Raw genomic sequence first — 13,788 nt, forward strand, 5'->3', positions numbered from 1 at the left:
TCGCACGGATCAGGAAGCGGCGCGCGGGTTCTCGCGAACCTCGTCGCGCGCGGATGTTCCCGGAGCCATAGGGTGGGCGGATGCAAGGGTTGGTGGTGGACTTCGGCGGCGTGCTGGCCGGGCCGGGCTCGGACCGCGCGGGACTGACCGCGATCATCGGGGCACTGCGCGCGGTCGGGGTCCGCTCGGCCATCCTCAGCAACGATCCCGGCGGGCCTGCGGGCGCGGACCTGCGCGGGCTCGGCAACGGGGTTCTGGTCGACGAGGTGGTGCTCTCCGGCGACGTCGGAATGGCCAAGCCCGACCCTCGGATCTACCGGTTGACCGCGGATCGTCTCGGACTGGCACCGGTGGACTGCGTGTTCGTGGACGACCTCGCGGTCAACGTCCGCGGCGCCGCCGAGTCTGGGATGGTCGGGGTACACCACGTGGACGCGGAGACCACGGCAAAGGAACTGCGGATACTCTTCGATCTCGGGCAGGGGGTGCCGGTGCAATGGTGAACAGGTTGACCACTCTCGACGCGTCGTTCTATTTCCTCGAGGCGAGCAACACCCCGATGCATCTCGGTTCGCTGTCGATCCTGCAGCCGCCGCGGTCGGGTCTCGACTACGAGGACCTGCTGACCCGCGTCGAGAACCGGCTCGCGCTGGTGCCGCGATATCGGCAGCGGGTGCGGGAGGTGGCGTTCGGCCTCGCCCGTCCGGTTTGGGTGGACGACAGGGACTTCGACATCACCTATCACGTTCGGCGTTCGGCCCTGCCGAAGCCGGGGTCCGACGAGCAGTTGCACGACCTGGTGGCGCGACTGACCTCGCGACCGCTGGACCGGTCCCGGCCGCTGTGGGAGATGTACCTCGTGGAGGGGCTGTCCAAGAACCGGGTGGCGATCTTCACCAAATCGCACTCCTCGCTGGTGGACGGCGAGCACGCGCTCGAGATCGGCCAGGTGCTGCTCGACCCGACGAAGACGCCGCCGCCGCCGATCGAGGAACTGTGGATGCCGCGTCGCGAACCGCGCGAGGCGGAGCTGGTGCTCGACGCCGTCGCGGAGATGGTCGCGCGCCCGAGCGAGGGTGCGGCCACCCTCCGGATGGCGGTCGGCGACCTGATCGGGACGGCGGCCGAGGTGGCAGGCAACATCGCCGCGGTGGTCCGGACCGCCGCGCACACGGCGCCCACCAGCCCGCTGAACGCGCCGATCTCCCGGAACCGGCGATTCGCGGTCGCGAAGACGTCCCTTGCGGACTACCGGGCCGTCCGTGACAAGTACTCGTGCACGGTCAACGACGCGATCCTGGCGGTGCTGACCGGGGCGCTGCGGAACTGGTTGCTGTCCCGTGGCGAGCCGGTCACCGCGTTCACCACGGTGCGTGCGCTGGTGCCGATGGCGGTCGATTCCGGGGTCGCCGAGCGCGGGGTGTCCTCGTTCCTTGTCGACCTGCCGGTGGGGGAGCTGAACCCCGTGGTGCGGCTCTCGCACATCGCGCACGCCACCGAGGCACACACGAAGCAGAACAGGTCGGCCGCGCTGCCGCTGGCCCGGATGTCCGGTCTCGCGCCTGCGACCCTGCACGCGATGGGCCTGCGGGTGGCCAGTGGGCTCTCGCAACGGGTGTTCAACCTGATGATCACCAATGCGCCCGGCCCGCAGTCCCCGCTGTACCTGGGCGGGGCGAAGGTTCTCGAGATGTATCCGGTGTCGCCGTTGCTGAAGAATCAGACGCTCAGTGTCGGCCTGACGTCATATAACGGCCACGTCTACTACGGTTTGAATGCCGACCGCGATGCGATGTCCGACGTGGATGTGGTGACGGCGCTTCTGTACGAGTCGCTCGAGGAGCTGTTGGATGCCACTACATAAGGATTACGCATGAGGGTCTACATCCCGGCGACCATCGCGATGTTGCAGAGGTTGGTCGCGGACCAGGAGTTCGATCCGGTGAGCCGCACCGCGTTCGCGGTCACCCCGGCGCTGCGCGAGGCGTACGCCTCCGGCGACGACGATGAGCTGGCCGAGGTCGCGATGACGGAGGCGGCACGTGCCTCGCTGCGACTGCTGGCCGCCGAGGACGATGACGAGGGCGTCGCGAGCAACCAGCGCCGCGCGGTCATCGCCGCCGACGTGGACGAGGTGAAGCTGCGGCCCGATCTCGACGACGCCGTGGTCCGGTTGGCGGCGCCGGTGACCCTCGCCGAGGTCGCGTCGGTCCATGTCGATCTCGCGGAGGCGGAGCCGGCGATCGCCAAGGCGGTCGAGGCGATCGACGCGGCCGATCTGGGTGATGCGGACGCCGAGTTCGTGCTCGGTGACGCCGAGGATCACGAGTTGGCCTGGTATGCCACCCAGGAGCTCGCATTCTTACTCGATCTGTTGTGACGGTCCGCGTGACAGCAGGGCACGCGTGTAGGTAACCTACGGTTCCGTAACCTACGCGAGTGGATGGATTGTTGATGGGTTTGAGGAACTGGCTCGAGGCGCCTGCTGCCGATATCTCGGCGCCCCGCCGGCCGAAGCTGAACATGCTGCGCGGAGCGGTGACGCGGGTGACGACGCCCCTGCTGCCGGACGACTTCCTGCACCTGGCGAACCCGCTGTGGTCGGCGCGCGAGCTGCGCGGCAAGGTCATCGAGGTCCGCAAGGAGACCGCGGACTCGGCAACCCTCGTGATCAAGCCCGGGTGGGGCTTCGACTTCGACTACCAGCCGGGCCAGTACATCGGCATCGGACTGCTCGTGGACGGACGATTCCACTGGCGGTCGTACTCGCTGACCTCCCCGCCGAACTGGGAGAAGAAGCGGATCTCGATCGCGGTCAAGGCGATGCCGGAGGGCAAGCTGTCGAGCCACCTGATCAACGGCGTGCCCTCGGGGACCGTGATCCGGCTGGCCGCGCCGCAGGGCAACTTCGCGCTCCCGGAGCCGCCGCCGGAGAAGATCCTCTTCCTCACCGCGGGCAGCGGCATCACCCCCGTGATGGCGATGCTGCGCGCGATGGTCCGCCGAGACGAGCTGCCGGACGTGGTGCACGTGCATTCCGCGCCGACCGCCGAGGACGTGATGTTCGGCGAGGAGTTGTCGGCGCTGCACGAGTCGCATCCCAATTTCGTCTCCCAGGTCCAGCACACCAGGACCGGTGGCCGGTTCCGGCTGGCGGACCTCGACGCGCTGTACCCGGATTGGCGCGAGCGGCAGACCTGGGCGTGCGGGCCGACGCCGATGCTCGACGAGATCGAACGCGTCTGGCAGGAGGAGGGTCTCGCCGACCGGCTTCATACCGAGCGGTTCGCGATCTCGCGCGCGGACGACGCCGGGCAGGGCGGCACGGTGACCTTCACCAAGACGGGCCGCAGCATCGAGATCGACGGCGCGACCACCCTGCTCGAGGCCGGAGAGAAGGTCGGGGTCCAGATGCCGTTCGGGTGCCGGATGGGAATCTGCCAGACCTGTGTGGTTCCCCTCGTCGCCGGTCACACCCGGGATCTGCGGTCCGGGCGCGAACACGGCGAGGGCGAGCGGGTGCAGACATGCATCGCCTCGGCTGCTGGTGACTGCACCTTTGACCTCTAGGTTCTTCGTCATCTCGAGTTCACGGATGTCGGCTATCGTTGTCGGTATCGGATACGCCGCGGGGGCCTCCGCAGGCAATCTATCTATCCCCATCGGAGGGCCCTGATGGCCATCACGGACATCAAAGAATTCTCACACCTCACCGAAGCCGACATCGAGGCGCTCGGGCGCGAGCTCGACGAGATCCGCCGCGACATCGAGGATTCGCGCGGTGAGCGCGATGCGCGGTACATCCGCAATGTCATCCGGCTCCAGCGCGTCCTCGAGGTCGGCGGCCGGCTGACCCTGTTCGGCAGCAAGTACCGGCCGGCTTGGTTTGCGGGCACCACCATGCTGGCCCTTGCCAAGTGCATCGAGAACATGGAGCTCGGCCACAACGTGGTGCACGGCCAGTGGGACTGGATGAACGATCCGGAGATCCACTCCACCACGTGGGAGTGGGACATGACCGGTCCGACGTCGCAGTGGAAGCGCGCGCACAACTACTCGCACCACACGTACACCAATATCGTCGGGATGGACCATGACGTGGGATTCGGGATCCTCCGGATGACCCGCGATGAGCCGTGGCGGCCGATCAACCTGATGCAGCCCGCGGCGAACGTGCTGCTCGCGACCACCTTCGAGTGGGGCATCGCGATGCACGACTTGGGGAGCGCCAAGGCCGAGGACCTCAAGCGCGGCGGCGCCAACGTCGCCCAGCTGAATCGGGAGTTCTACGCGAAGGCCGCCAAGCAGGTCGCGAAGGACTTCGTGCTGTTCCCGGCGCTGACCGGTCCGGCGTGGAAGCACACGCTGACCGCGAACGCGACCGCCAACCTCGCCAGGAATCTGTGGGCGTACGCGGTGATCTTCTGCGGGCATTTCCCGGACGGGGCGGAGAAGTTCACCGTCGAGCAGTACCGCAACGAGACGAAGCCCGAGTGGTACCTGCGGCAGATGCTCGGCAGCGCCAACTTCAAGGCGGGCCGGGTGATGGCGTTCATGAGCGGCAACCTCAGCTTCCAGATCGAGCACCACCTGTTCCCGGATCTGCCGAGCAATCGGCTCCGTGAGGTGTCGGTCCGGGTGCAGGCGTTGTGCGACAAGTACGACCTGCCGTACACGACGGGCTCGTTGGCGCGCCAGTACCTGTTGGCGCTCAGGACGATTCACAAGCTGGCCCTGCCGGACCGGTTCCTGACGGCCACTTCCGACGACGCGCCGGAGACCAGTTCGGAGCGCAAGTTCCGCTCGGAGGGATCGCTGAATCCGCTTCGGGTCGACCCGGTCACCGGCAGGCGCAGCGGCCTGAGGTCGGCGCTGCGCGAGCTCCGCCAGCGTCGTCGCTGAGCTCTCCCCGTGAGTTGGATCACACCTCGGTCCAGGTAACCTACGCAGCCGTAACTTACGGTACGGTAGGTCGGAACCAAGGGAACTGATCGACTGCGGGGAGAGCCGGAATGGCGATTGCGGACGTCAAGGAATACGCGCACCTTACCGAGGCGGATGTGGAAGCGCTCGGTATCGAGCTGGACGCGATCCGCCGCGACATCGAGGAGTCGCGCGGCGAGCGGGATGCCCGCTACCTGCGCAACACCATCCGCCTGCAGCGCGGCCTCGAGGTCGCGGGCCGGGCCGTCCTGTTCGGCAGCCGAAAGCGCCCGTTGTGGCTGCTGGGCGCCGGACTGCTCGGCACGGCGAAGATCATCGAGAACATGGAGCTCGGCCACAACGTCATGCACGGCCAGTGGGACTGGATGAACGATCCCGAGGTGCACTCGAGCACCTGGGAGTGGGACGTCGTCGGGCCGTCGGCGCACTGGAAGCAGACGCACAACTACCTGCACCACAAGTACACCAACATCCTCGGCATGGACGACGACGTGGGATACGGCCTGCTCCGTGTCACGCGGGACCAGCGATGGAAGCCGTTCAACGCAGGCAACATCGCGTACAACACCGTGCTGGCCTTGTTCTTCGAGTTCGGCATCGCCGCGCAACACGTCGAGCTGGGCAAGGTCGCCATGGGACGCGACGACCGCGCCGAGACCAAGCGCAAGCTGCGCGAGGTCAGTGAGAAGGTCGGCAAGCAGCTCGCCAAGGACTACGTCCTGTTCCCTGCCCTGACCGGCAAGGCGTGGAAGTCGACGATGACCGCGAACCTGACCGCGAACATGATCAGGAACGTGTGGACCAACGCGGTGATCTTCTGTGGACACTTCCCGGACGGCGCCGAGAAGTTCACCAAGGACGATGTCGACAACGAGACCCAGGCCCAGTGGTACCTGCGGCAGATGCTCGGCAGCGCCAACATCAGCGGCGGCCCGGTGATGGACTTCATGACCGGCAACCTCAGCTACCAGATCGAGCACCACATCTTCCCCGACCTGCCGTCGAACCGGTACGCCGAGATCGCGGTGCGGGTGCGGGCGCTCTGCGACAAGTACGACCTGCCCTACACCACTGGCCCCCTGCTGGTTCAGTACGCGAAGGCCTGGCGGACGATCGCCAAGCTGTCACTGCCCAACCAGTACCTGCGCGACACCACCGACGATGCGCCGGAGACCGCCTCGGAGCGCAAGTGGGAGGGGACCAAGGCGGTGCTGACGGTGGATCCGGTCACCGGCCGTAGTCGCGGTCTGCGCACCGCCATCCGTGAGGCGAAGAAGCGCAGGACCGTGCGGGGACTGTTCTCCCGCTGAACTGATCTGTGGAAGGTGACGTGAGTGCCCCGCGGTGACGGGGCACTCACGTCACTTTGCTTTGCTAGGACCCGACCAATGCCGAGCCGGTGTCGAGCAACGTTCCGAAAATGCTCTGGATGTCGCCGATGATGGACGATCCGGCGGCGAGGATGACTTCTGCACTACCCATCTGAAACTCCTTGTGTCGTGACGGTGAGATCGGGTGATCCCGGTGTGTCTTGACCTTGAAGTGATTCGAATCAGGTCGAGCCCAAACAGTGTAAAAACACGATTACTACAAACATGGGATTTCACGGGGGAGTTGACCCGACCGTGACCTTGTCCGGTGACGAAACCGTTACCAGGCCTCGTTGGAATTGAGCGCAACCAGCAGCAATCGCACGGCGGCGACCCGGCGGGCGGCCTCGCCCTCGAGGCGGTCCAGCGCGCACTCGGGGTCGGCGGGCGGGCCCAGGTGGCTGCAGCCGCGCGGGCAGTCCTCGATGGCTGCCGCCAGGTCGGTGAACGCGCCGAGCACGTCGTCGGGCGAGATGTGTGCCAGGCCGAACGAGCGGATTCCTGGCGTGTCGACCACCCAGCCACCGGAGCGTCCGCTCCCCGTGGCATCGGGCAGCGGCAGGGCCACCGACTGGGTCGAGGTGTGCCGACCCTTGCCGACGCCGGAGACCACGCCGGTGGCCCGATCGGCATCGGGCACAAGGCGATTGACGAGGGTCGACTTCCCGACGCCCGAGTGGCCGATCAGTGCGGTGACCTTTCCGGCGAGCGCGTCCTTGACCGGTCCGAGCGGATCGTCCTGGCCGGCGAGGATCACCGGCACGTCCAGATCGGCGAAGGCGGCGGCGAACTCCGCGTGGTCGGCCAGATCGCCCTTGGTCAGGCAGAGGATCGGCGCCAGCCCACCGACGTAGGCGGCGACGAGAGCCCGCTCGACGAATCCGGTGCGGGGCGGCGGGTCAGCCAGGGCGACCACGATCAGCAGCTGGGAGGCGTTGGCCACCACGATCCGCTCGAACGGATCGGTGTCGTCGGCCGTCCGCCGCAACACCGTCGAGCGCTCCTCGACGCGCACGATGCGGGCCAGCGTGTCGGTGCGGCCGGAGACGTCGCCGACCACGCCCACCTGGTCGCCAACCACGATGGGCGTCCGGCCGAGCTCGCGAGCGCGCATGGCGACCACCAGGCGGTCCGGATCGTCGCCGAGGACGCAACCCCATCGCCCGCGATCCACGGAGACGACCATCGCCGTCTCGGCGCCCTTGTGTTCCGGCCTGGTCTTGGTGCGCGGACGCGAACCCTTGCCCGGGCGGACCCGGACATCGGACTCGTCGTACCGGCGCGCAGTCAGGAGGGCGCTCCGGTCTGGTCGGCGCTGCTTTGGTTCAACATCGTCGCCCACAGGTTCTCGAATCCGGGCAGGGTCTTGGCCGTGGTGCCGATGTCCTCGATCTCCACGCCCGGCGCCACCAGGCCCAGGATCGCTCCCGCGGTCGCCATCCGGTGGTCGGCGTAGGAGTGCCACGCGCCCCCGTGCAGCGGGCGCGGCTCGATGTGCAGCCCGTCCTCGGTCTCGGTGACGGCACCGCCGAGATTGTTGATCTCGGTCCGCAGGGCGGCGAGGCGGTCGGTCTCGTGACCGCGCAGGTGGGCGATCCCGCGCAGCGTTGACGGCCCGTCCGCCAGGGCGGCCAGGGCCGCGACGGTGGGGGTGAGTTCGCCGATGTCGTGCAGGTCAACGTCGATGCCACGAAGGCTACGCGGCCCGCGCACGGTCAGCGTCGAATTCGCCAGCGACACTTCGGCGCCCATCTCGGTGAGGATGCCGCGGATGGCGTCGCCCGGCTGCGTGGTGCGGTCCGGCCACAGCGGCACGCTGACCGAGCCGCCGGTCACCGCGGCCGCGGCGAGAAACGCGGTGGCATTGGACAGGTCGGGCTCGATCACCCAGTCGACCGCGTCGACGGGCCCGGGGGACACGCGCCAGGTGTCGGCGTCGCCGCCGTCGCGGGGGGTCTGGACCAGAACCCCCGCCTCCCGGAGCATCTCCACGGTCATGTCGATGTGCGGCATCGAGGGCACCGAACGGCCCTCGTGGCGCACGGTGATGCCGTCGTCGAAGCGCGCGGCGGAGAGCAGGAGCCCGGAGACGAACTGGGACGAACCCGAGGCATCGATGGTCACGACGCCCCCCGAGACCTTGCCGTGCCCGTTCACGGTGAAGGGCAGGCCGTCGCCGTCGATGTCGACGCCGAGACCGCGCAGCGCGTCGAGGATGGTGTTCAGGGGCCGGGTGCGGGCCTGCTCGTCGCCGTCGAACTCGACGGTGCCGTCGGACAGCGCTGCGAGCGGCGGCAGGAACCGCATCACGGTGCCCGCCAGGCCGCAGTCGACGGCGGCGGAGCCAAGGGGCCCGGGGGTCACGCGCAGGGTGGTGGGCTCGTCGCCGTCGTCGATCCGCACGCCGAGGGCGCGCAGGGCGTCGATCATCAGGTCGGTGTCGCGGCTGCGCAGCGCGCCGGTGATCGTCGACGGACCGGAGGCGAGCGCGGCCAGGATCAGCGCCCTGTTGGTGATCGACTTGGACCCGGGCAGGGTCACGGACGCATGCACGGGCGATGCGGCGACGGGTGCTCTCCACAGACTCACGTGCACCATCTTCCCAGAGTGTCGGTGGTGCGAGACACAATGGTCGTATGTGCGGCAGATATGCGACGACGGTCGACCCGGCGCTGCTCGCGGTCGAGTTGGATGCGATCGACGAGACGTCCGGTCCCGGGGGTGCGCGCGAGCCGGCCGAGAGCTACAACGTGGCACCGACCGACCCGGTGCTCGCCGTGGTGAGCAGGCACTCGCACGAGCACCCGGACGACACTCCGACCCGTCGTATCCGGCGGATGCGGTGGGGCCTGATCCCGCCATGGACCAAGGCGGCGGCACCGAGCTCCTCGGGCGCAGCCTCGGGCAATGTCAGCCGTCCTGCGAAGGGCGCGCCGCTGTTCAATGCCCGCGCGGACACCGCCGCAACCAAGCCCGCCTTCCGCACGGCGCTGAAGACCAAGCGCGCCCTGGTGCCGATGGACGGCTGGTACGAGTGGCTGACGGAACCGGCGGCGAAGGGCAAGGCTGTGAAGGTGCCGTACTTCATGACCCCGACCGACGGCTCCCGGATGTACGCGGCCGGCCTCTGGTCGGTGTGGCGGGACCGGGACGCCGACGGCCCACCACTGCTCAGCGTCACGATCCTGACCACGGACTCCGTCGGCTCGCTGCAGTCGATCCACGACCGGATGCCGCTGATCCTCACGCCCGATCGGTGGCAGAGCTGGCTCGACCCGGACGCGGACGCACCCGACGACCTGTTGGACCCGATCGACGAGGCGGTCGCGGCGGGCATCGAGATCCGGCGGGTGTCGGATCGGGTGAACAGCGTCAGGAACGACGGTCCGGAGCTGATCGCGCCGGTCGGGGCGCCGGGGTCAGCGGTCGGCGAGCAGATCACCCTGCTGTGAGGACAGGTCGCTGACCTCGGCCACCAGCTCGAGCGAGCGCAGCCAGGCCGCGCGGTCGGTCGCCGAGGAGACGACCATCAGCTCGTCGGCGGCGGTCTCCTCACCGAATCGGTCCAGGTACTCACGCACCACGGTGAGCGTCCCGACGGCCGAGTACCGCACCATCTGCAGCACCTGTTGGCCGGCGGGGGATTCGAGGATCATGTCCGCCTCGTCGGGGGTGAAGGTCCGTCCCCGACCGACGAACAGCCCGACCCGCTTGCGCTTGGTCTCGAGGAACAGCCGGTCCGCCTCGTCCTGGGTGTCCGCCGCGATGACGTTGACGGCGGCGATCACGTAGGGCTGGGAGAGCTGGGCCGAGGGGCGGAACTCGCGGCGGTAGATCGCGAGGGCGTCGAGCAGCGCGTTGGGGGCGAAGTGCGATGCGAATGCGTACGGAAGTCCAAGCGCGGCGGCGAGTTTGGCGCCGAACAGGGACGAACCGAGGACGTACAGCGGCACGTTCGTGCCCTTGCCCGGCGTCGCCTCGATCCCCGGGATCCGCGACGGACCGGTCAGGTAGCCCTGCAGCTCCAGCACGTCCTGCGGGAACGACTCCGCGGACGCGGGGTCGCGGCGCAGCGCCCGCATGGTCTTCTGGTCGCTGCCCGGTGCGCGGCCGAGCCCGAGGTCGATCCGGCCGGGGTGCAGTTCGGCGAGGGTGCCGAACTGTTCGGCGATGGTCAGCGGCGCGTGGTTGGGCAGCATGATGCCGCCTGCGCCGAGGCGGATCCGCTGCGTGTGCGCCGCGATGTGAGCGATCAGCACGCTGGTGGCCGAGGAGGCGATGGACGGCATGTTGTGGTGCTCGGCGTACCAGATCCGCCGGTAGCCCCACTGCTCGGCGCGCTGCGCCATCTCCACGCTCGACCGGAAACTGTCGCCTGCGCTCTCGCCCTCGCCGATGTGCGCCAGATCGAGGATGGAGAGTGGAACCGTCACGGTGGTGCCGCCTTTGTTCGGGAGATGACTGTCGTCGGCGGGATGAGCGCCTCGTGGTGCAACCGTCGCCGGGGCCCGAGTATTTCTGGTCAGCCCGCGGTGATCGGGGCGAGCACCGCACCGGTCAGCCGGACCAGGTCGGCCGGGTCCAGGTCGATCTCCAGCCCGCGCCTGCCCGCGCTGCACAGCACCCGGTCCCAGTTCGCGGCGGAGGCGTCGATCACGGTCGGCAGCCGCTTGCGCTGACCGAGCGGGGAGATGCCGCCGAGCACGTAGCCGGTGGACCGCTGCGCCTCGGCCTGCTCGGCCATGACCGCCTTGCTCGACCCCAGTGCGGCAGCCGCGGCCTTGAGGGAGAGCTTCTCGGGGACCGGGAGCACGGCGACCGCCAGCTTGCCGTCCGAGGTCTTGATCACCAGGGTCTTGAGGATCTGCGCCGGCTCGAGTCCGAGCTGCCCGGCCAGTGCGTCCACCGCCTCTGCCCCGTAGGAGGCGTTGGCGGAGTCGTGCTCGTAGCTGTGCACGCGGTGCGCGATCTTGCCCTTGGAGAGCGCCTGGGTCGCGGGGGTCGAGGTACCGGCCATGGCGCCGACTCTAGTGAGCCGGGAACACAACGCTGTGGACCGGCGTTACACCCAGCACGTTGGTCCCTCTCGAAAGGAGTCGTAGGTGTCGGTGCAGTGCCTCGAGCGCCCCGCTGACCGCAGTCCCCTCGACCGGGTAGCGGTAGCCTTGATCCCTATGGCGAGCGAAGGGATCAGCGTGCCTGACGACCGGCCCGAGAACGATCAGCCACCGCAGGACGAGTCGGGCGGCGATCTGACCGCGCGGTTCGAGCGCGATGCGCTGCCGCTGCTGGATCAGCTCTACGGCGCGGCGCTGCGGATGACCCGCAACCCGGCCGACGCGGAGGACCTGGTCCAGGAGACCTACATCAAGGCCTATTCGGCGTTCCGCTCCTTCAAGGAGGGCACGAACCTCAAGGCCTGGATGTACCGGATCCTGACCAACACCTACATCAACTCGTACCGCAAGAAGCAGCGTCAGCCTGCGCAGTACCCGACGGACGAGATCACCGACTGGCAGCTCGCGGCCACCGCCGAGCACACCTCGCAGGGCCTGCGGTCCGCGGAGGTGGAGGCGCTCGACGCCCTGCCCGACGACGACATCAAGGCGGCCCTGCAGGAGCTGCCTGAGGAGTTCCGGATGGCGGTGTACTACGCCGACGTCGAGGGCTTCCCCTACAAGGAGATCGCGGAGATCATGGGCACGCCCATCGGTACCGTGATGTCCCGCCTGCATCGCGGGCGCAAGCAGCTGCGTGGGCTGCTGGCCGACGTGGCACGAGAACGTGGATTCAACCGGAGCGGCGCCGCGGCGTCGGCGGCGGCGCAGGAGCAGGAGGCGACCCGGTGAGCGAGCAGGACGAGTTCGAGCGGTTGGACTGCTCCGCGGTGATCGCGGACGTGTGGCTGATGCTCGACAACGAGTGCGACGAGACGACGCGCGCCCGGCTGAAGCGGCACATGGAGGACTGCGGATCCTGCTTCGAGGCCTATGGCATCGAGGAGAAGGTCAAGTCCCTGGTGAACCGCAAGTGCGGCGGCGAGCACGCGCCGGACGGGCTGCGGGAGCGGCTCAAGATCCAGCTGCGCAGCACGACGATCATCACGCGGGTCGACCCCGGACAGTAGGCATACGCGCGACGAGGGCCGCCCGGGAGTTCCCGGGCGGCCCTCGTCGTCGATCGATTCGGTGAGGTCAGCTCCCGAAGGGGCCGCCCTTGTGGAGACTGCCGAAGGACGTGGTCATCTTGGGCCAGTCCAGCGTGTCCAGCCCGGTGACGTCGATTCCCACACCGGTGTAGGCCACGCCATCCTCCATGGAGGGCCTGCCTCGGAAATCGATCCACTGGTAGGTGATCTCGAAGACCACGGTGGCGCCGGATTCGACGGAGATCGGCCACCCAGCGCTCGATACTTCCATTCCCCCCTGATCGGTCAGGTTGAGGCCGTCATGTGTCGCCTTGACGTAGGTCGGTGTCACCGCCTCGGTGGTGCGGGTGCCGTTTGCGCTGGTGTAAGTGAGTTTCGCCGTGTTCGGGACGTAGAACATGAGCTGTGCGCGGTCGATGATTCTGGTGACCTGCCGTGCCGGCCCCGCCGTAGCGGAGATCGTGGTCCTGAAGGTGATCTTGTCGCCCGCATAGCCGGCGTTGGGGCCGATGACCTCCCGGGTGACCGATACGTTCTCCGCGGTGCGTATTGCGGTGGGGATCAGCTCGGGGTGGTTGGGCAAGCCGATGCCGAGGTCCGAGGAGCCGATGGCGCCTGCGGTGCCGACGCCGGCGACCAGACCGGATACGACCAGGGCTGTGGTGGCGACGATGGTCGCGACGCGCCGGGTGATGGTGGTGGGGCGGGACACGGATCTCCGATCTCAGGCGATGTCAGGTCGCGTTGGGGGAGTGCTCAGAGCGTGCCCCGGCCGCGTGCGGTCATCGTATGGACGGCCGCCCAGTTCCGTCGGAGATTGTGAAAACTGTTGTGTATAACGATATTTCGGAGGATTGATTCCTCAGTGCCTATGAGACGCAACGAGGGCCGGGACACAGTATGTCCCGGCCCTCGTGAGGCTTCGCCTACGGCGCGTCAGCTGTTTGGACGCTTGCCGTGGTTGGCCTTGTTGCCCTTGCGGCTGCGCTTCTTGCGACCACGCTTACCCATGGTTGTCTCCTTCCCTCTGATCTCGCTCCGGGACATTCTTCCACGTGTGGTTGGCTGTACTTCCATTGGCAGGTCTAGACAAGCGAGGTGCTCGATGGCAGAAGACGTGCGTGCCGAGATGGTTTCCACCGTCTTCCAGGTGGTTGTCGCCGAAGGTGACGAGGTGAAGGAGGGTGACACCCTCGTGATCCTGGAGTCGATGAAGATGGAGATCCCGGTGATCGCCGAGGTGAACGGCCGCGTGACCTCGGTGGATGTCACGGTCGGCGACGTCATCCAGCAGGGCGACCTCATCGCCGTCATCTCCTGACCGCC

General features: G+C 68.0%; 16 protein-coding genes. 10 read left to right on the plus strand and 6 right to left on the minus strand.

The features are described from left to right. Nucleotides 1-80 precede the first annotated feature (80 nt). From ABIC28_RS02940 to ABIC28_RS02965, 6 genes are all read left to right on the plus strand, one after another. Nucleotides 81-503, plus strand: a complete 423-nt coding sequence (locus ABIC28_RS02940; RefSeq protein WP_097210565.1) for an HAD-IA family hydrolase — start codon at nucleotides 81-83, stop codon at nucleotides 501-503. Continuing rightward, on the plus strand, nucleotides 497-1,864 hold the full coding sequence (locus tag ABIC28_RS02945; protein WP_077041031.1) for a WS/DGAT/MGAT family O-acyltransferase: 1,368 nt from the start codon (nucleotides 497-499) through the stop codon (nucleotides 1,862-1,864). Before ABIC28_RS02940 ends, ABIC28_RS02945 begins: the two co-directional genes overlap by 7 nt. A gap of 9 nt (nucleotides 1,865-1,873) precedes the next feature. Further along, entirely contained in the window at nucleotides 1,874-2,380 is a 507-nt protein-coding gene (locus ABIC28_RS02950) for a DUF6912 family protein (RefSeq protein WP_097210566.1), read from the plus strand. A 74-nt stretch (nucleotides 2,381-2,454) separates the two neighbouring features. Then, nucleotides 2,455-3,570 (plus strand): ferredoxin reductase, encoded by a 1,116-nt coding sequence (locus tag ABIC28_RS02955; RefSeq protein ID WP_077041033.1) that lies wholly within the window; start codon nucleotides 2,455-2,457, stop codon nucleotides 3,568-3,570. 105 nt (nucleotides 3,571-3,675) lie between these two features. Next, complete coding sequence (locus ABIC28_RS02960; protein WP_097210567.1) at nucleotides 3,676-4,902, plus strand: fatty acid desaturase family protein; 1,227 nt, start codon at nucleotides 3,676-3,678, stop codon at nucleotides 4,900-4,902. A gap of 110 nt (nucleotides 4,903-5,012) precedes the next feature. Then, entirely contained in the window at nucleotides 5,013-6,254 is a 1,242-nt protein-coding gene (locus ABIC28_RS02965; RefSeq protein WP_209928844.1) for a fatty acid desaturase family protein, read from the plus strand. A gap of 340 nt (nucleotides 6,255-6,594) precedes the next feature. On the opposite strand, the gene rsgA is transcribed toward ABIC28_RS02965, so the two are convergent. Together rsgA and aroA are read right to left on the minus strand one after the other, a co-directional pair. Continuing rightward, nucleotides 6,595-7,605, minus strand: coding sequence for a ribosome small subunit-dependent GTPase A (rsgA, locus tag ABIC28_RS02970; RefSeq protein ID WP_179800472.1), 1,011 nt, complete (start codon nucleotides 7,603-7,605; stop codon nucleotides 6,595-6,597). Next, nucleotides 7,602-8,912, minus strand: coding sequence for a 3-phosphoshikimate 1-carboxyvinyltransferase (gene aroA / locus ABIC28_RS02975; protein WP_209928846.1), 1,311 nt, complete (start codon nucleotides 8,910-8,912; stop codon nucleotides 7,602-7,604). Before aroA ends, rsgA begins: the two co-directional genes overlap by 4 nt. A gap of 38 nt (nucleotides 8,913-8,950) precedes the next feature. Between aroA and ABIC28_RS02980 the strand changes: the two genes are divergently transcribed. Continuing rightward, entirely contained in the window at nucleotides 8,951-9,766 is an 816-nt protein-coding gene (locus ABIC28_RS02980) for an SOS response-associated peptidase (protein ID WP_209928847.1), read from the plus strand. Here ABIC28_RS02980 and ABIC28_RS02985 read toward each other — a convergent pair. Beyond that, nucleotides 9,734-10,747: an LLM class flavin-dependent oxidoreductase gene (locus tag ABIC28_RS02985; RefSeq protein WP_209928849.1), complete on the minus strand. Its 1,014-nt coding sequence runs from the start codon at nucleotides 10,745-10,747 to the stop codon at nucleotides 9,734-9,736. The two genes, ABIC28_RS02980 and ABIC28_RS02985, sit on opposite strands and share 33 nt — an antisense overlap. 89 nt (nucleotides 10,748-10,836) lie before the next feature. After that, nucleotides 10,837-11,331, minus strand: coding sequence for a Cys-tRNA(Pro) deacylase (gene ybaK, locus ABIC28_RS02990; RefSeq protein WP_209928850.1), 495 nt, complete (start codon nucleotides 11,329-11,331; stop codon nucleotides 10,837-10,839). 157 nt (nucleotides 11,332-11,488) lie between these two features. On the opposite strand from ybaK, the gene ABIC28_RS02995 reads away from it, so the two are divergent. Beyond that, the gene (locus ABIC28_RS02995) at nucleotides 11,489-12,163 is read left to right on the plus strand and encodes a sigma-70 family RNA polymerase sigma factor (RefSeq protein ID WP_097210574.1); all 675 of its coding nucleotides are present in this window, start codon (nucleotides 11,489-11,491) and stop codon (nucleotides 12,161-12,163) included. Continuing rightward, the gene (gene rsrA, locus ABIC28_RS03000; RefSeq protein WP_097210575.1) at nucleotides 12,160-12,441 is read left to right on the plus strand and encodes a mycothiol system anti-sigma-R factor; all 282 of its coding nucleotides are present in this window, start codon (nucleotides 12,160-12,162) and stop codon (nucleotides 12,439-12,441) included. The genes ABIC28_RS02995 and rsrA overlap by 4 nt, the downstream gene beginning before the upstream one ends. Nucleotides 12,442-12,508: 67 nt before the next feature. Here rsrA and ABIC28_RS03005 read toward each other — a convergent pair whose 3' ends face one another. Both ABIC28_RS03005 and ABIC28_RS27230 read right to left on the minus strand, forming a co-directional pair. Beyond that, nucleotides 12,509-13,174 carry a hypothetical protein gene (locus ABIC28_RS03005; RefSeq protein ID WP_097210576.1) on the minus strand — a complete coding sequence of 222 codons (666 nt, stop codon included), beginning with the start codon at nucleotides 13,172-13,174 and terminating at the stop codon, nucleotides 12,509-12,511. A gap of 224 nt (nucleotides 13,175-13,398) precedes the next feature. Beyond that, nucleotides 13,399-13,473, minus strand: a complete 75-nt coding sequence (locus tag ABIC28_RS27230) for a 50S ribosomal protein bL37 (RefSeq protein ID WP_115967926.1) — start codon at nucleotides 13,471-13,473, stop codon at nucleotides 13,399-13,401. Nucleotides 13,474-13,567: 94 nt separating this feature from the next. Between ABIC28_RS27230 and ABIC28_RS03010 the strand changes: the two genes are divergently transcribed. Then, nucleotides 13,568-13,783, plus strand: a complete 216-nt coding sequence (locus ABIC28_RS03010; RefSeq protein ID WP_027500161.1) for a biotin/lipoyl-binding carrier protein — start codon at nucleotides 13,568-13,570, stop codon at nucleotides 13,781-13,783. Nucleotides 13,784-13,788 lie beyond the last annotated feature (5 nt).

The sequence above is a fragment of the Rhodococcus sp. PvR044 genome (genome assembly GCF_040548995.1).
GTDB lineage: Bacteria > Actinomycetota > Actinomycetes > Mycobacteriales > Mycobacteriaceae > Rhodococcus_G > Rhodococcus_G oryzae.

What these genes read in the sequence shown, in the direction of transcription:
- ABIC28_RS02955 (WP_077041033.1), top strand. Translation starts at nt 2,455, where the DNA reads ATGGGTTTGAGGAACTGGCTCGAGGCGCCTGCTGCCGATATCTCGGCG.
- ABIC28_RS03010 (WP_027500161.1), top strand. Translation starts at nt 13,568, where the DNA reads ATGGCAGAAGACGTGCGTGCCGAGATGGTTTCCACCGTCTTCCAGGTG.
- ABIC28_RS02980 (WP_209928847.1), top strand. Translation starts at nt 8,951, where the DNA reads ATGTGCGGCAGATATGCGACGACGGTCGACCCGGCGCTGCTCGCGGTC.
- ABIC28_RS02950 (WP_097210566.1), top strand. Translation starts at nt 1,874, where the DNA reads ATGAGGGTCTACATCCCGGCGACCATCGCGATGTTGCAGAGGTTGGTC.
- ABIC28_RS02960 (WP_097210567.1), top strand. Translation starts at nt 3,676, where the DNA reads ATGGCCATCACGGACATCAAAGAATTCTCACACCTCACCGAAGCCGAC.
- ABIC28_RS02965 (WP_209928844.1), top strand. Translation starts at nt 5,013, where the DNA reads ATGGCGATTGCGGACGTCAAGGAATACGCGCACCTTACCGAGGCGGAT.
- ABIC28_RS02995 (WP_097210574.1), top strand. Translation starts at nt 11,489, where the DNA reads ATGGCGAGCGAAGGGATCAGCGTGCCTGACGACCGGCCCGAGAACGAT.
- ABIC28_RS02945 (WP_077041031.1), top strand. Translation starts at nt 497, where the DNA reads ATGGTGAACAGGTTGACCACTCTCGACGCGTCGTTCTATTTCCTCGAG.
- ybaK (WP_209928850.1), bottom strand. Translation starts at nt 11,331, where the DNA reads ATGGCCGGTACCTCGACCCCCGCGACCCAGGCGCTCTCCAAGGGCAAG.
- ABIC28_RS02940 (WP_097210565.1), top strand. Translation starts at nt 81, where the DNA reads ATGCAAGGGTTGGTGGTGGACTTCGGCGGCGTGCTGGCCGGGCCGGGC.
- aroA (WP_209928846.1), bottom strand. Translation starts at nt 8,912, where the DNA reads ATGGTGCACGTGAGTCTGTGGAGAGCACCCGTCGCCGCATCGCCCGTG.